Source organism: Jiangella alba (assembly GCF_900106035.1).
Lineage (GTDB): Bacteria > Actinomycetota > Actinomycetes > Jiangellales > Jiangellaceae > Jiangella > Jiangella alba.
In genome coordinates this window covers 800771-824021 of the sequence record NZ_FNUC01000004.1, presented here as the reverse complement: position 1 = coordinate 824021, position 23251 = coordinate 800771, and the positions used below count along the sequence as shown (strand labels likewise).

The window sequence follows — 23251 nt, the reverse complement described above, 5'->3', positions numbered from 1 at the left end:
GGGTGGTGGCGGCTCCGGAGATCTCGGCGCGCGAGGCCGAGGTGCTCGCGGCGCTCGGCGAGCATCTGACGAACGCCGAGATCGCCGCCCGGTTCGTCATCTCCGTGCGCACCGTCGAGAGCCACGTGTCGGCGCTGCTGCGCAAGTTCGGCGCGAGCGACCGGCGCGCGCTGGCCGCGCTGGCGCCGTCCGTGGTGTCGGCCGGCGCCGCCGCGCCCGCGCTGCCCGCGACGCTGACCTCGTTCGTCGGACGAGAGGCTGAGCGAGCGGCGCTGCTGTCCGCCGTCACGGAGCAGCGGCTGGTGGTGGCGGTCGGCCCCGGCGGCGTCGGCAAGACCAGGCTCGCGCTGGCCGTCGCGGCCGACGTCGCGGACCGGTTCGCCGGCGGCGCCTGGTACGCCGACCTCGTCCCCGTGCCCGAGGGCGACGCCGTCCCGGCCGCGGTGGCGGCGGCGCTGGGCCTGGGCGAGCAGCCCGGTCGCGGCGTGCCGGAGACGGTGGCCGGCTGGGCCCGCGGGCGGTCCGCGCTGCTCGTCCTGGACAACTGCGAGCACGTGCTCGACGGCGTCGCCGGGTTCGTCGAGCCGCTGCTGGCCGCCGCGCCCGGGCTGACGGTGCTGGCGACCAGCCGGTCGCGGCTGCTGCTGCCGTTCGAGTGGGTCGTGCCGGTCGGCGGTCTCGGGGCCGACGCGGCGGCGCTGTTCGGTGAGCGCGCCCGTGCGGCTGGCGCGCCGCTGCCGTCCGGGTCGCAGGCGCGGGTGGCGGCGATCTGCGCGGCACTCGACGGGAACCCGCTGGCGATCGAGCTGGCCGCGGCGCGGCTGCCGGCCGTCGGGCTGGACGGGCTGGAGAGCGGGCTGGGCGACCGGCTCCGGCTGCTCGACGGCGCGCGCCGCGGCGGCGGGCGGCACGGGTCGCTGCGGTCGGCGCTGGACTGGAGCCACGACCTCCTCGACGAGCCCGGGCGGACGGTGCTGCGGCGGGTGTCCGTGTTCGCGGCGCCGTTCCGGGCCTCCGACGCCGCCGTGGTGGCCGGGGGCTCCGCCGCGACGCTGGCCGCCCTGGCCGACGACAGCCTGCTGGTGCCGGTGGCCGGCGGCGACGCGACGCGGTACCAGGCGCTGGAGACGATCCGTCAGTACGGCGCCGAGCGGCTGGTGGAGGCCGGTGAGGACGAGTCGGTCCGGGCCGCGCACCTGAGCTGGTGCACCGCCGAGGGGACCGCGCTGCTGGCAGCGGACCCGGCCGTCCCCGGCTGGCGCGCCCAGGTCGATCGCCTCGCCGACGACCTGCACGCGGCCCTCGCCTGGATCGTCACGCACGATGCCCCGGCCGGCGCGCAGACGGCGCTGCTCGTCGGCCGGTTGTGTCACCGGCGTGGGCTGCCGGCCGAGGCGCAGCGCCGGTTCGAACAGGCCGCCGCCCTCGCCGCCGACGACGCGGGGCGGGCCGCGGCCCTGGCGCTGGCCACCGGGTCGGCGCGGTCCCGGCTGGCCGGCGCCGACGCCCTGCGGCTGCACCTCGCCACCGCCGAGGCCGCACAGCGTGCCGGCGACACCGTCCTCGCCGCCCACCAGTACGCCCACGCCGCCGAGCTGGTGCACCGTTCGGCCGGCATCCTGGCCGAGGTCCCGCCCGCCGCGACCGCCGCCGGCTGGCTGGCCACCGCCCAGACGCTCGCCGACGATCCCGGCACGCTGGCCCGCTGCGCCGTCGTCGAGGCGTTCGCCGCCGTCGACGACCAGCCGGGCACCGCCGCCGCCACGGAGCAGGCCATCGAGCTGGCCCGCGAGAGCGGCGACCCGGTCGTCGAGAGCGCCGCCCTCGACCAGCTGACCGGCCTGCGCCTCGCTCGCGGCGAGGCCCGCGCCGCCCTGGAGAGCGCGCTGCGCCGGACCGCCCTGCTGGCCGGCTCGCCCGATCCGGAGCAGGGCTTCGAACTGTCCGACGCCTACGGGATGGCGGCGGAGTCGGCGATCGCGGCGGGCGACCTCCGGCAGGCCCGGCAGGCGGCCGAGACACTGCGCGACCTGCCGTCGCAGCGCGAGGTGACGCACGCCGGCGCCGCCCGGCTGATCGTCGTCATGGTGCTGGCGGGGGACTGGGACGAGGCGATCGCCGTCGGCGAGCTGTTCCGGGAGAGCTGGGAGCGGGCCGGGCGGCCGCGCATCCCGTCGCTGCGCCGGGTGGCCGCCGCGCTCGCGTCCGTGCACGGCGCCCGGGGCGACGCCGCCGCGCAGGCCGTGTGGCGCGACGTCGAGGCGGGCATCGGCTCGGCCGAACGGCGGCCGCACGACCAGCGTTCCGTCGAGAGCTTCTTCGCCGCCCTCGAGGCGCTGCACCTGGACCGTCCGGCCGACGCGGTCGCCGTCCTGCATCGGCCGCCCGAGGAGTTCCGCAGCTGGTTCGAGCTGATCTGGCGACCCTGGTACGCGGCCCTCTGGGCGGAGGCCGCCGTGCTGGCCGAACTGCCCGACGCCGGCGAACGGATCGCCCGCGCCCGCCCGTTCACCACCGACAACGTCATCGCCGCCGCGATCGTCGACCGCGCCGCCGCTCTGGCCGCCGGCGACCGCGACGGCGTGCTCGCCGCCGCCGAGACCCTCGACGCGGCCGCCTGCCGCTACCAGTGGGAACGCAGCCTCCTCCTCGCCCACTGAGCGCTTTCCGTGGTCGATCCGTGGTCGGCACGGATGTCCGGACCCACCCCGCGGGCCCATCGTGAAGTCATCGCAGAAAAAAAGTTCGCCGCGGATGTCGAGAACCCGCCCCAGGCATCGACGTACCGGGTGAGACGCCCAGAGGAGACGACGATGACCATCACGATCCAGCACCAGCAGACCACCGCCGCCACCGCCCTGCGCGGCGCCATCGCGGGCGCCGTCCACGAGCCGGGCGACGCCGGGTACGACGCGCACCGCAAGCCGCTGCTGCCCACGCTCGACCCGCGACCGGACGTCGTCGTCGAGGCGCGGTCGACGGCGGACGTGCAGGCCGCGGTGCGTGCGGCCCGCGAGCACGGGCTGGCCTTCTCGGTCCAGGCGACCGGCCACGGCACCTACGTCCCCAACGACGGCGGGCTGCTGCTCAAGACCACGGCGATGTCGTCGGTGTTCGTCGACCCGGCCCGGCAGGTCGTCCGCGTCCGCCCCGGCACCGTGTGGGGCGACGTGCTGGCCGCGACCCGGCGGTACGGGCTGGCGCCGCTGTCCGGCTCGTCGCCGGCGGTCGGCGTCACCGGCTACACGCTCGGCGGCGGCATGGGCTGGCTGGCCCGCAAGCACGGATTCGCCGCGGACAGCGTCCTCTCCGCCGACATCGTGACGGCCGACGGCGAGCTGCTCACCGTCGGCCCGGACCGGCACCCGGACCTGTTCTGGGCGATCCGCGGCGGTGGCGGCGGCTTCGGCGTCGTGACGTCGCTGGAGTTCCGCGTCTACCCGGTGGCGCAGGTCTACGGCGGCATCTCCTGGTTCGACGTGTCCCGCGCCGGCGACGCGCTGCGGGTCTACCGCGACTGGGCCGCCGCCGCGCCCGACGAGATGAGCTCGGCCGTCGTGCTGACGACCATCCCGGACGTCGAGGCGATGCCGGCCGAGCTGCGCGGCCGCCGCGCGCTCGGCGTCAAGGCCCTGTACACGGGCCGCGCCGACGACGCCGAGCGGCTGCTCCGCCCGCTGCGGCTGGCCGCCGGTCCGGCGCTGGTCGACGGCTACCGGAGCATGGAGTACGCCGACGCCGCGATGGGCGGCACGCCGTCCCGGTTCTTCGACTTCTTCCCGGCCCTCGGCGACGACGTCGTCGACACCGTGGTCGAGGCGGCCGAGGAGGGGTCGGCGGTGGAGATCCGCAACTACGGCGGTGCGACCGCCCGTCCCGGCCCCGACGCCGGCCCGGTCTCGCACCGCGGCGTGCCGTTCAGCATCATCCTCGACCGGCCGACGCCGGAGTTCGTGGACCGGCTGCGGCCGCACGGCATCGGCGGCGCGTTCCTCAACTTCCTCGCCGACACCACCCGGACGGCGGCCGCCTACACCCCGGCCGACTATGCCCGGCTGACCACCGTCAAGGCCGCCTACGACCCGGACGGCTTCTTCGGCCAGGGCCACGCCGCGCTCGGCTGACCCCGGGTCCGCGGACCTCTTTCTCCGCGGGTTGACCCCAGCGCCAACAGTTGGCGCTGGGGTCAACCCGTGCGCGCCGTGGTGCGAGGCCCTTCAGCCGTCAGAGCGCTGCGCCCGCGCGGACCCGGGCCAGCCGGTCGCGCCGCCAGGCCGCGCCGACACCACCCGGACGGCTTCTTCGGCCAGGGTCACGCCGCCCTCGGCCGACGATCACCCGAGTGGTGGCACCGTCCCCTCTGCAATGAGCACCCATACGCACCGGCGCCGGCGCGCAGACAGTGGTGCGTAGAGGTGCTCATTGCAAAGGGCCTCGTCCGCGTCAGAGCGCTGCGGCCGCGCGGACCCGGGCCAGCCGGTCGCGCACCAGGCCGCGCCGACACCACCCGGACGGCGGCCGCCTACACCCCGGCCGACTACGCCCGGCTGACCACCGTCAAGACCGCCTAGGACCCGGACGGCTTCTTCGGCCAGGGTCACGCCGCCCTCGGCCGACGATCACCCGAGTGGTCGCACCGTCGCTTTGCAATGAGCACCCATACGCGCCGGCGCCGGCGCACCGGCGCCGGCGCGCCGACGGTGGTGCGTAGAGGTGCTCATTGCAAAGGGCCTCGTCCGCGTCAGAGCGCTGCGGCCGCGCGGACCCGGGCCAGCCGGTCGCGCCACCAGGCCTCGCGGCCGGCGTCCGTCAGGCGGTACTCGGCCGCCTTCGCCGGGTCGGGGGCCGGAGGCGCGGCGGGAACGGGGAGCGACCCGCCCACCGGCCGCAGGCTGACGTCCTCGTCGACGAGGTCGCCGGTGAACAGCGAGAGGGTCCCGAGGCCGCACGCGTACGGCAGCTCCGGCAGCGCCGCCGCGAGCGCCAGCTGGCCGGCCAGCCCGACGCTGGTCTCCAGCGCCGACGACACGACGCACGGCAGGCCGGCCGCCTCAGCGACCCGCAGCGCCCGCCGCACCCCGCCCAGCGGCGTCCCCTTGATGACGGCGACGTCGGCGGCGCCCGCGACGGCGACCTTCAGCGGGTCGTCGGCGCGGCGGATCGACTCGTCGGCCGCGATCGGCACCTCCACCGCCCGCCGCACCGCCGCCAGCTCGTCCAGCGTCCGGCACGGCTGCTCCGCGTACTCCAGCCCACCCGCCGCCCCATCCAGCAGCCGCAGCGACCGCACCGCCGTCGCCACGTCCCACGCCGCGTTGGCGTCGACCCGGACCCGTCCCGCCGGACCCAGCGCCGCCCGGACCGCCTCGACCCGCGCCACGTCGTCGGCCAGCGAGTCCGCGTGGTCGGCGACCTTCACCTTCGCCGTCGTGCACCCCGACGCCGCGACCAGCTCGTGCGCCCGCACCGGACCGACCGCCGGGACCGTGCAGTTCACCGGGATCCGCGAGCGCACCGGCGCCGGCGGCGGCCGCGTCGCCTGCTCCACGGCCGCCAGCAGCCAGGGCACGGACTCGGCGTCGTCGTAGTCGGCGAACGGGCAGAACTCGCCCCAGCCGGCCGGGCCCTCGATCAGCACGCCCTCGCGGACGGTGATGCCGCGGAACCGGGTGCGCAGCGGGATCGCGTAGACCAGCGCGCCCGCGAAGTCGAGGTCGGCCACGCGTCCATGCTGCCAGGGGGTTTGATCAGCCGCTCGCCGGGCACACCCTGGGGTGACATGGACTGGTTCGCCGCCGAGGGGTACTGGCTGAGCCGGCTGGTGTTCCAGCGGGCTCTGGCCGTCGTGTACCTGCTGGCGTTCCTCGGCGCCGTCCGCCAGTTCCGGGCGCTGATCGGCGAGCACGGCCTGACCCCGGTGCCGCGGTACGTGGCGCGGGTGCCGTTCCGGCGGGCGCCGAGCCTGTTCCAGTGGCACTACTCCGACCGCTTCTTCGCGGCCGTCGCGTGGCTGGGCGCGGCGTGGTCGGCCGCTCTCCTGCTCGGACTGGCCGACGGCCTGCCGGTGTGGGCGAACCTGCTCGCCTGGCTGGTGCCGTGGGCGCTGTACCTGTCGATCGTGCAGGTCGGGCAGGTCTGGTACGGCTTCGGCTGGGAGTCGCTGCTGTGCGAGGTCGGGTTCCTGGCGGTCTTCCTCGGCCCGGCGGACGTGGCGCCGCCGCTGCTGGTGCTGGTCGCGCTGTGGTGGGTGCTGTTCCGGCTGGAGTTCGGCGCCGGGCTGATCAAGCTGCGCGGCGACCGCTGCTGGCGCGACCTGACCTGCCTGTACTACCACCACGAGACGCAGCCGCTGCCGAACCCGCTGAGCTGGTGGTTCCACCGGCTGCCCCGGTGGGCGCACCGGGCGGAGGCGGCGGCGAACCACGTCACCCAGCTGGTCGTTCCGTTCCTGCTGTTCGCGCCGCAGCCGGTGCGCACCGTCGCCGCCGTCATCGTCATCGTGACGCAGGGCTGGCTGGTGCTGAGCGGCAACTTCGCCTGGCTCAACGTGCTGACGATGGTGGTGGCGACGACGGCGGCCGGCGGCGGGCTGTGGGGCGCGCTGCTGCCGGTCGGCCCGCCGGCCGGGCTGGACGACCCGCCCGCCTGGTACGTCGTCGCCGTCGTCGCGCTGGCCGCCGTGCTGGTGGTGCTGAGCTACTGGCCGGTGCGGAACATGCTCTCCCGCGGGCAGGTGATGAACACCAGCTTCAACCCGCTGCTGCTGGTGAACACGTACGGCGCGTTCGGCAGCATCACGCGGGTCCGGCGCGAGGTCGTCATCGAGGGGACCTCCGACCCGGAGCCCGGGCCGGACACCGTCTGGCGGGAGTACGGGTTCCGCGCCAAGCCGGGCGACGTGCGCCGGCGGCCGCCGCAGGTGGCGCCGTACCACCTGCGGCTGGACTGGCTCATGTGGTTCGCCGCGATCGCGCCGGCCTACGCGCAGCCGTGGTTCCCGGCGCTGCTGGCGAAGCTGCGCGACAACGACCCCGACGTGGTGGCGCTGCTGCGGCACAACCCGTTCCCGCACCTGCCGCCCGCGCACGTGCGGGCGCGGCTGTACCGGTACCGGTTCACCGACCGGCGGGAACGGCGCGACACCGGCGCGTGGTGGCAGCGGACGCTCATCGGCGACTACCGGGCCTGAACATACGCTGGCCCCGGGCTGGACGCCCGGGGCCTCAGCGTTCTGTGCGTGGTGTCAGCCTGCCTTGACGGCGTAATCGTCGCGTGCGGCCTCGAGCAGCCCACGCCACGAGTCGACCTCGGGTCGGCGACGCAGGAGAGCGCGACGCTCTCGCTCCGTCATGCCACCCCAGATGCCGAACTCAGTGCGGTTGTCCAGCGCGTCGGCCAGGCACTCGGTACGCACCGGGCAGCCGAGGCACACGGCCTTGGCCCGGTTCTGCGCCGCGCCCTGGACGAACAGCTCGTCTGGCTCGCTGCTGCGGCACGCCGCCAAGCTGGTCCAGTCATCGATCCATGTCATCCGGCTGTCACCCCCGTCAACTCGGTGAACACACCAAACCCTCTCTAGTTCACCCCGATGACGTGACGCTATGCAAACACGAGGGTCATGACCAGACCCTGATTGACCGAAACTAATATCAACCGGTTGGACGATGGCGGGCGCCTCGAACTTCTGGTACTTCCCGGCGCGCCGGCTGCCGGTTAGAGCCAGTGTGGCATAAGCACGTAAGCTTGCCGTCCATGGCGATACGTCCCTCCGCCGTGGTTGCCACGGTACGCCGTGTCCTCCTCGTCGCGGGCGTCGCCGCCCTGTGCGGCGTCCTGCTCGCTGGCCTCGCCCTGCCCGTCGTGGCGGGCCTGGGCCTCACCGCGCGCGAGAGCGCCGACACCTTCGCCGCCATGCCGGCCGACCTCGAGCCCGGCCCCATGGCGCAGACGTCGTACATGTACGACGCCGACGGCGCGCAGCTGGCGTCGTTCTTCGAGGAGAACCGCGTCGAGGTCGGACTCGACGCCATCGCGCCGGTCATGAAGGACGCCATCCTCGCCATCGAGGACGACCGCTTCTACGAGCGCGGCCCCATCGACATCCAGGGCACGCTGCGTGCTCTGCTGCGCAACGTCGAGGCCGGCTCCACCCAGGGCGGTGGCTCCACGCTCACCCAGCAGTACGTCAAGCAGGTGCGCGTCTCGCAGGCCACCACGCCCGAGGAGGTCCAGGAGGTCCAGGCCAGCACCGGCACCGAGGGCTACCGCCGGAAGCTGGAAGAGCTGCGCATGGCCGTCCAGGTCGAGCAGGAGCTCAGCAAGGACGAGATCCTCCAGCGCTACCTCAACATCGCCTTCTTCGGCTCCCGCTCGTACGGCATCGAGGCGGCGGCGCGCACGTACTTCTCCACCTCGGCCGCGGAGCTCACGCTGTCGCAGGCGGCGCTGCTGGCCGGCATCGTCCAGCAGCCGGTCGCCTACGACCCCACCAACGACCCCGAGGCCGCGCTCGGCCGTCGCAACGTCGTGCTCAACCGCATGGCCGCCACCGGGCGCATCACCGAGCAGGAGGCCGCCGAGGCGCGCCAGACCGACCTCGGCCTGGTTCTCAGCGCCACCCCCAACGGCTGTGTGGCGTCCTACGCCGGCTACTTCTGCGACTACGTGCGGCGCGAGCTGCTCACCATGCCTGAGCTGGGTGAGACCCGCGAAGAGCGCGAGGCCATGCTCGAGCGCGGCGGCCTGCGGGTCGAGACCACCATCAGCCCGTCCGCGCAGCAGGCGGCCCAGGCGGCGGTGTCCGACCGCGTCGCGCCCACCGACTCCGTCATCGGCTCGCTCGCCACGGTGCAGCCCAACAACGGCTACATCCGGGCCATGGCCAACTCCCGCAACTTCGGCGTCGAGGGCGACGGCGTCAGCAACCTCAACTACGCCGTCGACGAGATCATGGGCGGCGGCAGCGGCATCCAGTCCGGGTCGACGTTCAAGACGTTCGTGCTGGCGGCCGCCATCGACCAGGGCATCCCGCTCAACACGACCATCAACGCGCCGCAGCAGGTCAACCTGCGGGTCAACTCGTTCAGCACCTGCGACGGCCGCATCCGCAGCAGTGAGACGTGGTCGCCGAAGAACTCCACCGGCAGCGGCTCGTTCAACCTGCGCACCGGCACCGAGCGTTCGGTCAACACGTTCTTCGCCCAGCTCGAGCAGCGCACCGGGCTGTGCCTGCCGGCCACCATCGCCCAGGGCGCCGGCGTCCTCCGCGCCGACCTCGACGAGAACGGCGAGGTGCAGCCGCTGAGCCAGGTGCCGTCGTTCACGCTGGGCGCCAACGAGGTGTCCCCGCTGTCCATGGCCGCGGGCTACGCGATGTTCGCCAACCGCGGCGCGCACTGCCCCACCACCTCGGTCTCCCGTGTGCTCGACAGCGCGGGCAACGTCCTGGTCGACCACACCCAGCCGACCTGCGAGCAGGTCGTCAAGCCCGAGGTGGCCGACGCCGTCAACTCCGTCCTGCAGGGCGTCGTCCACAACCCCGGCGGCACGGGCAACCGCATGCGCCTCGCCGACGGCCGCATCGCCGCCGGCAAGACCGGTACCACCAACGGCGCCATCGCGGTCTGGTTCGTCGGCTACACCCCGCAGCTGTCCACCGCCGTCGCCGTCGCCGACGTCGAGGCGCCGCAGCAGTCGCTCGACGGCCGCACCTACAACGGCGAGCGCATCGGCGAAGCGTGCGGTGGCTGTATCCCCGGTCCCATCTGGAAGAAGATGATGGACCGCGCGCTCGACGGCGCCGACAAGGTCACGTTCACCGCGCCCGACCCCGAGACCATCCGCGGCGTCACGGTCCCGGTGCCCGACGTCCGTGGCATGGGCGAGGACGAGGCGATCCAGACGCTGCAGGAGGCGGGCTTCAGCGCCTCGGTGGCCGGCGAGGTGAACTCAGACTTACAGGAGGGCCTCGTCGTCAGCACCGAGCCAGGTGCCGGCGCCGAGGTCGGCTCGGGTTCGAGCATCGCGATCACGGTCAGCAACGGCGAGCCTGAAGAGCCGTCGAACGAACCGACCATCGGCATCCCCACCGAGCCGCCGAACTTCGGCGACGAAGACGGTGAAGGCGGCGGCGAGGACGGCTGGCGCGACGGTTTCTCCCCAGGCGAGCTGTTGCCGGGCGAGCTCCAACCGGCGCACTGACTAGCTCGCTCGGTGGCTGTTTCCCGGTCGGATGACCTCGAGCCACCGAGGCAGAAGCGGCTTCGAGCCTTGGCGGACTGGAGCTATGTCGCCATGGCCCTGTTCGGGGTCGTTTCGCTGTGGCCGATCGGCTTCGGCCTTCTCAACGTCGTTCCGTGGTTCAAGGATGAGCACGAGACCTGTTTCGTCTATCGCCGCCAAGGCGGGGCGTGGGACGGGGAAGACGAGTTCGTCGGGGTTGACCGGACCTTCGTGCCGTTCAGCGTCGTGTGCCGATGGGGCGACGGATACAGGCAGCAGCTCGTTGTGGACTGGCTCAACCCGACGGTGGCGGTGATCGTCGGGTTGTTTGGTGCCGCCCTCCTCACCGCCGTGATCAGTGCCGTCGCGCGGCGGCGTGGCTGAAGGGTCGCGAGCCTGTGCCGTCAGCCGGCGTCGAAGAGGCCGCCGATCTGGCGGAGGCCGTCGAGGTCGTGGACGTCGCCGGCGAGGGCGGGGATGCGGGTGACCGGGACCTCCGGGTGCGACCCGCTGAACCGTTCGCCGATCCGCTCGTCGCGGGTGGCCAGCTTGAGGCGGTCGGCGTGCAGGCGCAGCAGGGCCGCCGTCAGGGCGTGCGAGCCGGACGCCTCCAGCCGCTCGGCCGCCGCGACGGCCTGTTCGGCGCCGATGCCCGCCGCGGACGACGAGTGCACCCGGTTGAGCACCAGCCCGGCCAGCGGCATCGCGTCGCGGCCGAGACGGTCGACGAAGTAGGAGGCCTCGCGCAGGGCGTCGTGCTCGGGGGCCGCGACGACGACGAAGGCGGTCTCGGGGCGCTTGAGCAGCGCGTACGTCTGCTCCGCCCGTTCGCGGAAGCCGCCGAACATGGTGTCGAGCGCGTTGACGAACGTCGACACGTCGCGCAGCAGTTCGCCGCCGAGGATCTTGGTGAGCGCCGACGTGACGACGTTGAAGCCGGCGTGCAGCAGCTTGAGGTACGTCCGCCCACCGGCCCGGGCCGTGCCGCCGAGCAGCCGGATCAGCCGTCCGTCGAGGAACGAGCCGAGCCGCTCCGGCGCGTCGAGGAAGTCCAGCGCCGACCGCGCCGGCGGGGTGTCGACGACGATGAGGTCCCAGTCGGAGCGGGCCCGCAGCTGGCCCAGCTTCTCCATGGCCATGTACTCCTGCGTCCCCGCGAACGACGACGACAGCGCCTGGTAGAACGGGTTGGCCAGGATCTGCTTGGCGCGGTCCGGCGTGGTGTGCTCCTCGACCACCTCGTCGAACGTGCGCTTCATGTCCAGCATCATCGCGTCGAGGCTGCCGCCGGCCGCGCCGTCGACGCCCTTGACGGCGCGCGGGGTGTTGTCGAGCTCGGACAGCCCCATCGACTGCGCCAGCCGCCGCGCCGGGTCGATGGTCAGGACGACGGCCTTGCGGCCCCGCTCGGCGGCGCGCAGCGCGATGGCGGCCGCCGTGGTGGTCTTGCCGACGCCGCCGGAGCCGCAGGTGACGACGATGCGGATGCGGCGGTCGTCGATGAGGCGGTCGACGTCGAAGTGGGCGGGCTTGGGGGCCCGAGGTCCGGGGTTCACACGGCACCCTGCTCGGCCAGCGCGTCGGCCAGTTCGTAGAGGGCGGTCGGGTCGATGCCGTCGGCGACCCGCGGCAGCTCGTACACCGGCCGGCCGAGGTCGTCGACGAGGGCCCGCTGGGTCTGCTCCAGCGCCGTCCGCTCGGCGTGGTCGGCGGCCTCGCCGGTGAGCAGGCCGACGACGGCGTCAGTGGCGGGCAGCCCGGCCGCGCGTAGCCCGGCCAGCACGTCGTCGTGGTCGAGCCGGCCGCGACGGGCGGCGGGCAGCGACCGGGCGGGGAGGTGCGGCGGGCGGACCTGGTTGACGACGACGGCGCCCACCGGGATGCCCGCGGCCTGGAGGGCGGCGACGGCGTCGGACGTCTCCTGGACCGGCATGTCCTCGAGCAGCGTCACGACGTGCACGGCCGTGCGCGGGCTGTGGATGAGGTCGGTGATGGAGTTGGCCTGCCGGTTGATCGGGCCGACCCGGGCCAGCGACGACACCGACGTGGTGACGTCGAGGAACCGGACCACCCGGCCGGTCGGCGGCGCGTCGAGCACGACGGCGTCGTAGGCGAAGTGGTCGCCGGTGCGCCGGCGGGTGGCCTCGTACGCCTTGCCGGTGAGCAGGACGTCGCGCAGGCCCGGCGCGATGGTGGTGGCGAAGTCGACGAAGCCGAGCTTGTCGAGCGCGCGGCCGGCCCGGCCCAGCCGGTAGAACATCGCGAGGTACTCGTGCATGGCCTCGCGGGCGTCGATGGCCAGCGCGTACACCTCACCGCCGCCGGGTGCGGAGGCCACCCGCTGCTCCTCGTACGCCAGCGGCGGCACGTCGAACAGCTGGGCCAGGCCCTGCCGCTCCTCGACCTCGGCGATGAGCACGCGGCGGCCGCCGGCCGCCAGCGCCATGGCCAGTGCCCCTGCCACGGTCGTCTTCCCGGTGCCACCCTTCCCGGTGACGACGTGCAGCCGCACGCCCTCCCAGTCGCCCATACCCCCAGAGCCTACGGAACCGCGGGCACGCGTTGCGTGAAGGTGTGGAGAGAACGGCCGTGCAGCAGCCGCTGCAGCCCGAACCCGGCCGCCAGCGTGAGCCAGCCGCCGACCGCGTCGAGCACGTAGTGGTTGCCGGTGGCCGTGATGACCAGCACCGTGGCCAGCGGGTACAGCACGCCGAAGACGCGCAACCACTTGTTCCGGGCGAACAGCACCAGCGCGATGCCGCACCACATGGACCAGCCCGCGTGCATGGACGGCATGGCGGCGTACTGGTTCGACAGGCTCTGGAGGTCACCGGACGTCAGTGCGCCGACGGTCTGGTGGATGGCGACGGTGTCGTAGAACAGGCCGGACGGCAGCAGCCGCGGCGGCGCGAGTGGGTACAGGTAGTAGCCGAACAGCGCCAAGGCGGTGGTGAACACCAGCACCGTGCGCGCCGCCCGGTAGCGGCCGGGGTGGCGGACGAACAGCCAGATCAGCACCGCCCCGGTGACCACGAAGTGCAGCGACACGTAGAAGTAGTTGACGGTGACGCTCAGCCACTGCACGGCGTGCACCGTGTGGTTCAGCCAGAGCTCGAAGTCGATGTTCATGCTCTGCTCGGTGCCCCACAGGCGGACGCTGTTCGCCACCGCGCGGGCGCGGTCGTCGGGCACGCTGTTGCGGATGACCGAGTACACGGCATAGAACGCGGCGATGATGCCGATCTCGACGATGAGGACGGGACGTCGCGGCGTGCGGATGTGGCGGATGACCCACCGGAACAGTTCGGACGGGGTGCGCGGACCGGCCGGCGCGGGCGTATCCCGCGCCGGCTCGTCCACGAGCGACGGATGTGCCACTCTGGTCCCCCAGTACAGATTCAGGTCGTCGTCAGGTCGCGCCGGCGGAAGCCGAGCAGACCGATCCAGGTGAGGGCGACCGCTAGCACACCCATTATGACAACCGCTGCCGTGTTGAGGTCTCCTCCTGGAAGAGTAGATGCGGCGTCGAAGGGCGAGATCTTCGTCACCCAGTCGGGGAACTGGAAGAATCCGCCCAGCACACCCACCACGACGCCGAAGGTCAGCACCACCCAGCCGAGGTGCACCAGCTGGGGCGCCCACCCGAACAGGGCGACGACGATCGCGACCACCAGCCATACGCCCACCACGTGCGCCAGCGCGGTCCCGAGCAGCTTGCCGACCATGCTGCCGTCGTCGAGCGTGATGGCGCCGGTGATGCCCAGGCCGAGGCCGCCCACTAGCATGATCAGCAGGCTGCCGCCGAGCGCGACGATCAGGTGACTGGCCGCGAACCGGGTCCGCGAGACCGCGGTGGCCAGGATCGGTTCGGCGCGGCCGGAGGTCTCCTCGGCGCGCAGCCGCAGCATGGACGTCAGACCGTAGGCGGCGGCGAGCAGCGCCATCATCATCACGACCATGCCCATGAACCCGTCGATCAGGGTGCCGGCGTCGCCCAGGAAGTCCTGGATGGTGGAGTTGTCGGAGACGAACTCCTCGATCGACGGCGCGAGGCTGCCGTAGGCGACCCCGAACACCAGCAGGCCCACGCCCCAGCCGATCAGGCCGCCGCGCTGCAGCCGGACGGCCAGACCCAGCGGCGACGACAGGTCCTTGCCGGCGCGCGGGCTGCCCGGGCTCGGCTGCACCAGGCCGGCGCCGACGTCGCGGCGGCTGGTGGTGGCGTACGCGACGGCCATCAGGACCACGGTGAGGGCGACCGAGAGCAGCAGCGGCCACCAGCGGTCGTCGACGTAGACCTTGGTGCGCTGCGCCCAGCCGATGGGCGACAGCCAGGACAGCCACTCGGTGCCGACGTCGCCGATGGCGCGCAGCGCGAACGCGACGCCCAGCGCGGCGGCGGCGAGCCCGGTGGCGGCCCGGGCGTGCTCGGTGACCTGCGCCGTCAGCGCGCCGACGCCGGCGAAGACGAGGCCGACCGAGGCGACCGCGGCGCCGAACAGCAGCGAGCTGGACGTGGACAGCTCGTCCAGGGCGCTCGGCATCAGCAGGCCGAGCAGCAGGGCGATGAGCAGGTTGGCGCCGGCCACCACCGTGAACGCGGCCGTGGTGCCGGCGTGCCGGCCGAGGACGCCGGCCCGCAGCAGCTCGGTGCGGCCGGTCTCCTCCTCGGCGCGGGTGTGCCGGACCATGAGCAGGACGCTCATCAGCGCCATGGCGATGGCGACCCACAGCAGCAGCTCGTTCGCCGTCATGGCGCCGAACGTGTAGTTGTCCGTGCCGTACGCGGGGCCGGTCAGTGCGACCGTGGCCGGGTTGTCGAGCAGGTCGGCTCGGGCCTGGCGGTCGGCCGCCGTCGGGTAGGTCTCGGTGAACGACGGCAGGCTGCCGACGACGCCGAGGACGATGGCGCCGATCCAGATGGGCAGCCGGACGCGGTCGCGGCGCAGGATGAACCGGATCATCGTCGCCGTGCCGGTGAGCGTGGACCCGCCGTTCCGCCGCTCGGCGGCGTGCTGGCGGGGCCGCTCGGCGGTGGTGACGCTCACGACGAGGCACCCGCCTCGGCCGTGACGCCCTCGGCGGCCAACTCGTCGCCGTAGTGGCGCAGGAACAGCTCTTCCAGCGTGGGCGGCTGGCTGGTGAGGGTCTGGATGCCGAACCCGCTGAGGTGCCGGACGGCGCCGTCGAGCTGGGCGGTGTCGACGTCGAAGGTGACGCGGTGGTCCTCGACGACGAGGTCGTGGATGCCGGGCAACTGGTCGATGCCGGTGACGGACCGCTCGGTCTCGGCGTGGATGGACGTGCGGGTGAGGTGGCGCAGCTCGGCCAGCGTGCCGCTCTCGACGATCTTGCCGGTGCGGATGATGCTGACGCGGTCGCACAGTTTCTCGACCTCGGCCAGGATGTGGCTGGACAGCAGCACCGTCTTGCCGTCGTCCTTCCACTCGTCGATGCAGTCCTGGAACACGGCCTCCATCAGCGGGTCGAGGCCGGACGTGGGCTCGTCGAGGATGAGCAGCTCGACGTCGGAGGCCAGCGCGGCGACCAGCGCGACCTTCTGCCGGTTGCCCTTCGAGTAGGTGCGGCCCTTCTTCGTGGGGTCGAGGTCGAACCGCTCGAGCAGGTTCTTGCGCCGCTGCTCGTCGAGGCCGCCGCGGAGGCGTCCGAGCAGGTCGATGGCCTCGCCGCCGGTGAGGTTGGGCCAGAGGTTCACGTCGCCCGGGACGTAGGCCAGCCGCCGGTGCAGCGAGACGGCGTCGTCCCAGGGGTCGCCGCCGAGCAGCCGCGCGGTGCCGGAGTCGGCCCGCAGCAGCCCCAGCAGCACGCGGATCGTCGTCGACTTGCCGGCCCCGTTGGGGCCGAGGAAACCGTGGACCTCGCCGGTGGAGACCCGGAGGTCGAGCCCGTCGAGGGCGCGGACCGTGCCGAAGGTCTTCACGACGCCGGCGACGTCGATCGCAGTTGTCATGTTGGTGACACTACACACTCTTCACAGTTTTGTGAATTGCTTTAAGTCAGTTATGGTCGGGTGCACAGGGGGTGGTCCGGAGTGTCCGCTGACGATCGCGAGCGCGCACGCAGCCGGTTCGTCGAGCAGTTCGCGATGGTGCTGAACGACGCCGGCATGCAGCGCATGTCGGCCCGTGTGTTCGCCTACGTGCTGGCCTCCGACGCCGAGTCGCACACCGCCACCCAGCTCGCCGACGGCCTGCAGGTCAGCCCGGCGGCCATCTCGGGAGCGGTGCGGCCGCTGATGGACATGGGGATCCTGGTGCGCGAGCGGGTGCCGGGCGAACGGTCCGACCACTACCGCGTCTACAGCGACGACGTATGGGCGACGATCATCCAGCGGCAGGACCCGATGTTCGGCCACATCGACGTGCTCCTCACCAAGGGCCTGGAGGTCCTGGAGCCGGGGGCCGGTCGCCGGCGGGTCGGCGAGACGCGCGAGTTCTACCGCTTCATGTACACGCAGATCGACGCGCTGTCGGCGCGGTGGCGGGCGCACCGGGCCGAGGTCACGGCGTCACCGGAACCTGCTCGGGCCGCGTCGGGCGAGTGACCGGCACCCGGCTGCCGCGCGCCAGCAGCACCACCCCGGCCATGGCGGTCAGCGCGGCCGCCACCGACAGCGTCACCTCGACCGGGCCTCCGGTGAACCGCTCGCCGAGCAGCCCGATGCCGATGGCCGAGGCCGTCACCGGGTTGACGATGGTCGCGGTGGCCAGCGGCGCGCCGAGACCGCCGCGGTACGCCCGGCGGGCCAGCAGCAGCCCCGTCGCCGCCAGCACCAGCACCACAGCGCTGGCCGGCTGCAGGGCGGCGGACATGCCGGAGTCGCTGACCCGGATGGTCACCGTCTGGGTCAGCGCCGACGACACCCCGAACGTCGCGCCGGCGGCGAGTGCGAACAGCAGGCTGCGCCGGACCGGCCGCAGCGGGAGCCGGGCCGCGCCCGCGACGGCGACCGTGGTCAGCGCGACGACGGCGAGTGTGAGGAGAAGGATCTGCGTGGAGGTCAGCTCGCTGCGTGGTCGCGTCGGAGCGGCCAGCAGCAACAACCCGGCGAGGCCGGCCATGCTCAGCGCCATGCCGCGCCACTCGCGCGGCGTGACCCGGCGCCGCGTCAGCGCCCACGACAGCACCAGCGCGAACGCGAGGCTGAGCACGCCCAATGGCTGCACCAGGGTGAGCGGGCCGAAGTGCAGCGCGCCGACGTGCAGCGCGGACGCGCCGACGGTGAGTGCGGTGGGGTACCACCAGCGGCGCTGGGCGACCATGCCGAGCGCGGCCAGCGCGTGCAGGCTCGCGGCGCCGGCCGCGAAGGCCACCGCGAACCCTGTGCTGCTCACCGCCGTCCCCCAATCCACGGCCGTGCGGCGGCTCGACCGCAACGCCCACGGCTCCACTGAGAATACGGTGGTTCGCCGGGGCGTGCGGCCTCGGCACCCCCGCCTGCAGGACAGGCTAGCGTGCATTCACGAAGTTGTGAAATGGCTGAACGTATGATGGTGCACACGGTGAAGGAGGACGCCCGATGACCAGTCCGGCCACGGACGATGACCAGGACGCGCTGCTGCGGTTCGTCGAGCAGTTCGCGCTGGTGCTCACCGAGTCCGGGCTTCCCCGCATGCCGGCGCGGGTGTTCGCCTACGTGCTGGCCGAGGATGCCGAGCGCTACACGGCGTCCGAGTTGGCCGAGGGCCTGCGGGTCAGCCCGGCCGCCATCTCCGGGGCGGTGCGCGCCCTGGTCCAGGCCGGTCTGCTGGCCCGCGAGCGCGAGCCGGGCTCGCGCGCCGACCACTATCGCATCTACGACGACGACGTCTGGGCGCACATCATCATGCAGCGCGAGCCGCTGCTGCGCCGCTACATCGCCGTCCTCTCCGAGGGCATCGACGCCCTGGGCGAGGGCCGCGGCGCGCGACGGATCACCGAGACCATCGACTACATGCAGTTCATGCGGGCCGAGCTGCCGCTGATGATCGAGCGCTGGCAGCGGCACCGGGCCCAGTACGCCCGGTCCTCAGAGGTCGAGGAGTAGCCCGAGCGGCGACTCGACGCGGTCGGCGACGTAGCGCAGGAAGCCGCCGGCGACGCCGCCGTCGCAGACCCGGTGGTCGAAGCTGAGCGAGAGCTGGGTGACCTTGCGGACCGCCAGCTGCCCGTCGACCACCCAGGGCTTGTCGACGATGCGCCCGACGCCGAGCAGCGCCGCCTCGGGGTGGTTGATGATCGGGGTCGAGCCGTCGACGCCGAAGACCCCGTAGTTGTTGAGGGTGACGGTGCCGCCGGTGAGGTCCGCCGGGGTGAGCGTGCCGGCGCGGGCGGCGTCGGTGAGGCGGGCCAGCTCCGCGGCCAGTTCGGCGGTCGTGAGCTCCTGGGCGTCGTGGACCACGGGGACGACGAGGCCGCGGTCGGTCTGCGCGGCGAAGCCGAGGCCGACCTGCTGGTGGCGCACGAGGACGAGCTCGTCGCCGTCCTGCTCGACGGAGGCGTTCAGCTCGGGGAAGCGAGCCAGCGCGGTGACGGTGATGCGTCCGAGCAGCGCCAGCAGGCCGACGGGGCGGTCCGGTGCGGCCGCCCGCAGCGCGTCGCGCGCCTCCACCAGCCCCGTCGCGTCGACGTCGACCCACGTGGTGGCGTCGGGGATCTCGCGCCGGCTGCGCGCCAGCTTCTCCGCGACGGCGCGGCGCACTCCCCGCAGGGGTTCTCTCCGGTCTGACGGAATCGGCTGCGAGGTCCGCTGTGGTGGCGCTTGAGGTGGCGCCGTGGCGGCGTCGCCCGCGGCCGTGCCGTTGCTCGTGGCGGTCCCGTTCGCCGCGGCGGCCTCGACGTCGCGGCGGAGGATCACGCCGCCGCGACCCGAGCCGCTGACCACCCGCACGTCGATGCCGTGGTCGCGCGCCAGCCGCCGGACCACCGGCGAGAGCACGCGTGGCGCTCCGCCGGTCGTCGCTGGGCCGCCGGTCGTCGCCGGGCCGCCCTGCGCCGCCGGGCCGCCCTGCGCCGCCGGGCCGCCGTGCGCTGCTGGATCGCCGTGCGCTGCTGGGTCGACGTGCGCCGCGCGCTCGAGGTTGTCGGTGCCCGCCCGTAGGGTGGGGGCCCTCCCGGCCGGGCGGGGTGTCACCTCGGCCGAAACCGACGTCGCCGCCGCCGAAACCGTCGCAGAAGAAGCCGACGACGCCGCCGGAACCGTCGCCGTTCGCCCGCGTGCCCGCCGGGCCAACGTCGCGTTCCCGGTGCCGTACCCGACCAGCACGGCGCCCGACTCCGCCGCGTCGCCGCCGCCTGCCGCACCGGCGTCGGGACCGGCGTCGGGACCGGCGTCGGGCCCGGCGACGGTGATGAGCGGCGCGCCCACCTCGATCGTCGATCCCGCGGCGCCGTGCAGGGTGACCACGCGACCGGCGTGCGGGCACGGCACCTCGACCGTCGCCTTCGCGGTCTCGACGTCGACCACCACGTCATCGACAGCCACGACGTCGCCGACCGAGACGCGCCAGGCGACGATCTCGGCCTCCGTCAAGCCCTCGCCGAGGTCAGGTAGGTAGAAGGTGCGGTCCGGTTCCCTTTCGGACTCGACTGAGAAGCGTGTCTCGTCCGTCACGGCGCCCCCACGAATCGCGGGTCCGGCGCGTCGTCGAACTGCAGCCGATCGACGGTGTCGAGGACGCGGTCGACGCCGGGCAGCTGGTACTTCTCCAGGACCGGCGGCGGGAACGGCACGTCCCAGCCGGTCACCCGCAGCACCGGCGCCCACAGTGAGTGGAAGCAGCGCTCCTGCACGCGCGCCGCGATCTCGGCGGACACGCTGGCGAACCCCGTGGCCTCGGCGACGACGACGCATCGGCCGGTCTTGCGCACGGACTCCGCGACCGTCGCGTCGTCGAACGGCACCAGCGTGCGCAGGTCCACGACCTCCAGCGAGCGCCCCTCCGACGCGGCGGCCTCCGCCGCCTCCAGCGCCACCGGCACCGCCGGCCCGTACGCGACCAGCGTCGCGTCCGTACCGGCCCGCCGCACCACGGCAGAACCGAACGGCGGAGCAGTAACCGGCAGCGTCACCTCGTCCTTGGCCCAGTACAACTTCTTCGGCTCCATGAACACGACCGGGTCCGGGTCGGCGATCGCCTCGCGCAGCAGCGAGTAGGCGTCGGCGACGGTGGCCGGCGTGACGACCTTGAGGCCGGGCGTGTGCGCGTAGTACGCCTCGGAGGAGTCGGAGTGGTGCTCGACGCCGCCGATACCGCCCGCGTACGGAACCCGGATGACCATCGGCAGGCCGACGGCGCCGCGGGTGCGGTTGCGCATCTTCGCGACGTGCGAGGCGATCTGCTCGAACGCCGGGTAGGCGAACGCGTCGAACTGCATCTCGACGACGGGGCGGAAGCCGTTCATCGCCATGCCGACGGCCAGGCCGACGATGCCGGCCTCGGCCAGCGGGGTGTCGAAGCAGCGGTCGTCGCCGAACTCGGCGGCCAGGCCGTCGGTGACCCGGAAGACGCCGCCGAGCGGGCCGACGTCCTCGCCGAACATCAGGACGGTGTCGTCCTCGCGCATCGCGTCGCGCAGGGCGGCGTTGAGCGCCTTGCCCATGGTCACCGTCATCGCGCCAGCTCCTCCGCCAGCCACGTCGCCTGCTCCTTCAGCTGCGGCGTCGGCGATGCGTAGACGTGGGCGAACAGGTCGGCGGGGTCGCCGGTCGCCTCCCCCGCCAGCCGCGTGCGCACCTCGCCCGCGAACGCCTCGGCGGCCTCCCGGGCGGCCGAGACGTCGTCGTCGGTCAGCTCGCCGGCCGAGCGCAGGTGTGCCTCGAGCCGCGCGATCGGGTCGCGCCGCTTCCACGTCTCGACCTCGTCGTGGTCGCGGTAGCGGCCGTCGTCGTCGGCGTTGGTGTGCGGCTCGACGCGGTACGTGTGCGCCTCGACGAGCACCGGCCCGCCGCCCGCGCGGGCGGACTCGACCGCGTCGACCAGCACCGCCAGCATCGCGAGCGGATCGTTGCCGTCGACCCGCTCGCTGCGCACGCCGTAGCCGACCCCCTTGTGCGCCAGCGACGGCGCCGCCGTCTGCCGCGACAGCGGGACGGAGATGGCGTAGCCGTTGTTCTGCACCAGGAACACGACCGGAGCCTGGAAGACGGCGGCGAAGTTGAGCGCCTCGTGGAAGTCGCCCTCACTGGTGCCGCCGTCGCCGATGAGCACCAGTGCGACGGTGTCCTCGCCGCGCCGGCGGGCGGCGTAGGCGACCCCGACGGCGTGCGGCGCGTGCGTGGCGAGCGGCGTGCACTGCGGCGCCGTGCGCGTGGCCACCGGGTCGTAGCCGCAGTGCCAGTTGCCGCGCAGCAGCGTCAGCGCCTCGACGGGGTCGATGCCGCGGGCGATCAGCGCCATCGAGTCGCGGTACGTCGGGAACAGCCAGTCGGTGTCGCGCAGCGCGAGGACGGCGCCGATCTCGCCCGCCTCCTGGCCGCGGCTGGACGGGTAGACGGCGAGGCGTCCCTGCTTCGTCAGCGCCGTGGCCTGCGCGTCGAACCGCCGGCCGAGCACCATCGCGTCGTAGGCGCGGCGCAGCAGCTCGCTGGGCGGCCGTTCGTACCGGCCGTGGGCGTCGCCCGGCGCGGGGGAGCCGTCGTCGTCGAGGAACCGGACCGGCTCGGCGGACGGCAGCAGCCCGGCCTCGGCGGGCGGCGCGGCGGGCGCGGGCATCCGGTGTTCGGCCTGCGTGGTCATGGCTCTGTCACCCCTCCGGCAGGCGGACGCTCTATCCCCGAATAGTGCTCCTCGTGAGATGGTCATCTCTACAACCGGCCGAAAACGGTGACAGCTGGCAGTAGGGAGCGCCGATGAGCGACCAAACGTCTCCGGGTGACGGCGGTCACACCTGGAATACCGGCCGTTCGTCTGCCCGCGATCTCGACGACGTCGACCGCCGCATCCTCGCTGAGCTGGTCGAACAGGGCCGGCTGTCCATTCGGCAACTGGCCGAACGCGTCCACGTGTCGCGGGCCAACGCCTACGCCCGGGTCGACCGCCTGCTCGCCGACGGCGTCATCACCGGCTTCTCCGCCCAGGTGAACCCCGAACGCGCCGGGCTGGCCACGAGCGCCTACGTCATGCTGTCGATCCAGCAGAACGCCTGGCGCGAGGTGTCGGCAGCGCTCGGCTCGCTGCCGTACGTCGAGCACTTCGCGCTGGTCGGCGGCGATTTCGACGTGCTCGCGCTGGTCCGGGCGCCCAACAACAGCGAGCTGCGCCACGTCGTGCTCGAACACATCCAGGACGTCGCCGGCGTGCTCAGCACCCGCACCTGGCTGGTCTTCGACGAGCACCTCGGCCAGGGGTCGCGCTGGGCCTGAGGGCCGACCAGTAGGCTCGCGCCCATGGCCAAGTGGGAGTACGCGACGGCACCCGTGCTGGTGCACGCGACGAAGCAGATCCTGGACAACTGGGGCGAGGACGGCTGGGAGCTGGTCCAGATCGTCCCGGGTATGAACCCCGAGAACGTGGTGGCTTACTTCAAGCGGGAGAAGGCGGAATGACGGGCACCCCCGAGGAGCGGCTGGCCGAGCTGGGCCTGAGCCTGCCGGACGTCGCCAAGCCGGTCGCGGCGTACGTGCCGGCCGTGCGCACCGGCTCGTTCGTGTTCACGTCCGGCCAGGTGCCGGTACGGGGCGGCGAGCTGATCCACAAGGGCAAGGTCGGCGGCGAGGTCACGCCCGAGCAGGCGTACGAGTGCGCGCAGCAGTGCGCCCTCAACGCGCTGGCGGCGGTCCGCGCCGAGGTGGGCGACCTGTCCGCCGTCACGCGTGTCGTGAAGGTGCTCGGGTTCGTCGCGTCGACGCCCGACTTCACCGGCCAGCCGCAGGTCATCAACGGCGCCAGCGAGCTGCTCGGCAAGGTCTTCGGCGATCTCGGCCAGCACGCCCGCAGCGCGGTCGGCCTGACGGTGCTGCCGCTCGACGCGCCGGTCGAGGTCGAGATGATCGTCGAGGTGGGCTGACGGACCGGCGTGCGCTGCCCGC

The 23251-nt window shown here is 73.3% G+C and carries 22 protein-coding genes; 11 read left to right on the top strand and 11 right to left on the bottom strand.

Going from position 1 to position 23251, the window contains the following annotated elements; translation table 11 throughout:
• The first annotated feature begins 2 nt into the window (after window positions 1-2).
• From BLV02_RS21590 to BLV02_RS36630, 3 genes are all read left to right on the top strand, one after another.
• The gene (locus tag BLV02_RS21590) at window positions 3-2660 is read left to right on the top strand and encodes an ATP-binding protein (RefSeq protein WP_171906677.1); all 2658 of its coding nucleotides are present in this window, start codon (window positions 3-5) and stop codon (window positions 2658-2660) included.
• A 153-nt stretch (window positions 2661-2813) separates the two neighbouring features.
• The gene (locus tag BLV02_RS21585) at window positions 2814-4124 is read left to right on the top strand and encodes an FAD-binding oxidoreductase (RefSeq protein WP_069110078.1); all 1311 of its coding nucleotides are present in this window, start codon (window positions 2814-2816) and stop codon (window positions 4122-4124) included.
• Window positions 4125-4415: 291 nt separating this feature from the next.
• Window positions 4416-4571: a hypothetical protein gene (locus BLV02_RS36630; protein ID WP_171906676.1), complete on the top strand. Its 156-nt coding sequence runs from the start codon at window positions 4416-4418 to the stop codon at window positions 4569-4571.
• A gap of 170 nt (window positions 4572-4741) precedes the next feature.
• Here BLV02_RS36630 and BLV02_RS21580 read toward each other — a convergent pair whose 3' ends face one another.
• Entirely contained in the window at window positions 4742-5722 is a 981-nt protein-coding gene (locus tag BLV02_RS21580; RefSeq protein WP_069110077.1) for an o-succinylbenzoate synthase, read from the bottom strand.
• Window positions 5723-5779: 57 nt separating this feature from the next.
• On the opposite strand from BLV02_RS21580, the gene BLV02_RS21575 reads away from it, so the two are divergent.
• On the top strand, window positions 5780-7189 hold the full coding sequence (locus BLV02_RS21575) for a lipase maturation factor family protein (RefSeq protein ID WP_069110076.1): 1410 nt from the start codon (window positions 5780-5782) through the stop codon (window positions 7187-7189).
• 54 nt (window positions 7190-7243) lie between these two features.
• Here the strand turns inward: BLV02_RS21575 and BLV02_RS21570 are convergent, their stop codons facing one another.
• Complete coding sequence (locus BLV02_RS21570; protein ID WP_053206905.1) at window positions 7244-7531, bottom strand: WhiB family transcriptional regulator; 288 nt, start codon at window positions 7529-7531, stop codon at window positions 7244-7246.
• Window positions 7532-7752: 221 nt separating this feature from the next.
• On the opposite strand from BLV02_RS21570, the gene BLV02_RS21565 reads away from it, so the two are divergent.
• Together BLV02_RS21565 and BLV02_RS21560 are read left to right on the top strand one after the other, a co-directional pair.
• Window positions 7753-10200 carry a transglycosylase domain-containing protein gene (locus BLV02_RS21565; protein ID WP_083288372.1) on the top strand — a complete coding sequence of 816 codons (2448 nt, stop codon included), beginning with the start codon at window positions 7753-7755 and terminating at the stop codon, window positions 10198-10200.
• Window positions 10201-10293: 93 nt separating this feature from the next.
• Complete coding sequence (locus BLV02_RS21560) at window positions 10294-10605, top strand: hypothetical protein (RefSeq protein WP_141711435.1); 312 nt, start codon at window positions 10294-10296, stop codon at window positions 10603-10605.
• Between the two features lie 20 nt (window positions 10606-10625).
• On the opposite strand, the gene bagB is transcribed toward BLV02_RS21560, so the two are convergent.
• Genes bagB through BLV02_RS21535 form a run of 5 tightly spaced genes read right to left on the bottom strand, consistent with a single transcriptional unit; the run spans window position 10626 to window position 16192 of the window.
• Window positions 10626-11777: an ArsA family ATPase gene (gene bagB, locus BLV02_RS21555; RefSeq protein WP_069110073.1), complete on the bottom strand. Its 1152-nt coding sequence runs from the start codon at window positions 11775-11777 to the stop codon at window positions 10626-10628.
• Window positions 11774-12751, bottom strand: a complete 978-nt coding sequence (bagA, locus tag BLV02_RS21550) for an ATPase BagA (protein ID WP_069110072.1) — start codon at window positions 12749-12751, stop codon at window positions 11774-11776. Before bagA ends, bagB begins: the two co-directional genes overlap by 4 nt.
• An 11-nt stretch (window positions 12752-12762) precedes the next feature.
• A complete protein-coding gene (locus tag BLV02_RS21545) occupies window positions 12763-13599 on the bottom strand; it encodes a phosphatase PAP2 family protein (RefSeq protein ID WP_069110071.1) in 837 nt (278 codons plus the stop codon).
• A 20-nt stretch (window positions 13600-13619) separates the two neighbouring features.
• Window positions 13620-15269, bottom strand: a complete 1650-nt coding sequence (locus BLV02_RS36625) for an ABC transporter permease (RefSeq protein WP_074946576.1) — start codon at window positions 15267-15269, stop codon at window positions 13620-13622.
• Entirely contained in the window at window positions 15266-16192 is a 927-nt protein-coding gene (locus tag BLV02_RS21535) for an ABC transporter ATP-binding protein (RefSeq protein ID WP_069110069.1), read from the bottom strand. The genes BLV02_RS36625 and BLV02_RS21535 overlap by 4 nt, the downstream gene beginning before the upstream one ends.
• Window positions 16193-16273: 81 nt before the next feature.
• Here BLV02_RS21535 and BLV02_RS21530 point away from each other — a divergent pair, with 81 nt between their 5' ends.
• The gene (locus BLV02_RS21530; protein WP_083288370.1) at window positions 16274-16786 is read left to right on the top strand and encodes a GbsR/MarR family transcriptional regulator; all 513 of its coding nucleotides are present in this window, start codon (window positions 16274-16276) and stop codon (window positions 16784-16786) included.
• On the opposite strand, the gene BLV02_RS21525 is transcribed toward BLV02_RS21530, so the two are convergent.
• Entirely contained in the window at window positions 16743-17576 is an 834-nt protein-coding gene (locus BLV02_RS21525; protein ID WP_074946574.1) for a DMT family transporter, read from the bottom strand. The genes BLV02_RS21530 and BLV02_RS21525 overlap by 44 nt on opposite strands.
• 185 nt (window positions 17577-17761) lie before the next feature.
• Between BLV02_RS21525 and BLV02_RS21520 the strand changes: the two genes are divergently transcribed.
• A complete protein-coding gene (locus BLV02_RS21520; RefSeq protein ID WP_069110066.1) occupies window positions 17762-18268 on the top strand; it encodes a GbsR/MarR family transcriptional regulator in 507 nt (168 codons plus the stop codon).
• Here BLV02_RS21520 and BLV02_RS21515 read toward each other — a convergent pair.
• From BLV02_RS21515 to BLV02_RS21505, 3 genes are read right to left on the bottom strand one after another with little or no spacing between them, the layout of a single operon-like run.
• Window positions 18251-19834 carry a dihydrolipoamide acetyltransferase family protein gene (locus tag BLV02_RS21515; RefSeq protein ID WP_069110065.1) on the bottom strand — a complete coding sequence of 528 codons (1584 nt, stop codon included), beginning with the start codon at window positions 19832-19834 and terminating at the stop codon, window positions 18251-18253. The two genes, BLV02_RS21520 and BLV02_RS21515, sit on opposite strands and share 18 nt — an antisense overlap.
• Window positions 19831-20835 (bottom strand): alpha-ketoacid dehydrogenase subunit beta, encoded by a 1005-nt coding sequence (locus BLV02_RS21510; RefSeq protein WP_069110064.1) that lies wholly within the window; start codon window positions 20833-20835, stop codon window positions 19831-19833. Before BLV02_RS21510 ends, BLV02_RS21515 begins: the two co-directional genes overlap by 4 nt.
• Complete coding sequence (locus tag BLV02_RS21505; protein WP_069110063.1) at window positions 20832-21959, bottom strand: thiamine pyrophosphate-dependent dehydrogenase E1 component subunit alpha; 1128 nt, start codon at window positions 21957-21959, stop codon at window positions 20832-20834. The genes BLV02_RS21510 and BLV02_RS21505 overlap by 4 nt, the downstream gene beginning before the upstream one ends.
• Window positions 21960-22072: 113 nt before the next feature.
• Here BLV02_RS21505 and BLV02_RS21500 point away from each other — a divergent pair, with 113 nt between their 5' ends.
• The 3 genes from BLV02_RS21500 to BLV02_RS21490 are packed head-to-tail and all read left to right on the top strand — an operon-like array spanning window position 22073 to window position 23229.
• A complete protein-coding gene (locus BLV02_RS21500; RefSeq protein WP_069110062.1) occupies window positions 22073-22585 on the top strand; it encodes an Lrp/AsnC family transcriptional regulator in 513 nt (170 codons plus the stop codon).
• 24 nt (window positions 22586-22609) lie between these two features.
• A complete protein-coding gene (sp36, locus tag BLV02_RS35785; protein ID WP_074946573.1) occupies window positions 22610-22768 on the top strand; it encodes a Sp36 family protein in 159 nt (52 codons plus the stop codon).
• On the top strand, window positions 22765-23229 hold the full coding sequence (locus tag BLV02_RS21490) for a RidA family protein (RefSeq protein ID WP_069110061.1): 465 nt from the start codon (window positions 22765-22767) through the stop codon (window positions 23227-23229). The genes sp36 and BLV02_RS21490 overlap by 4 nt, the downstream gene beginning before the upstream one ends.
• The last annotated feature ends 22 nt before the right edge of the window (window positions 23230-23251 follow it).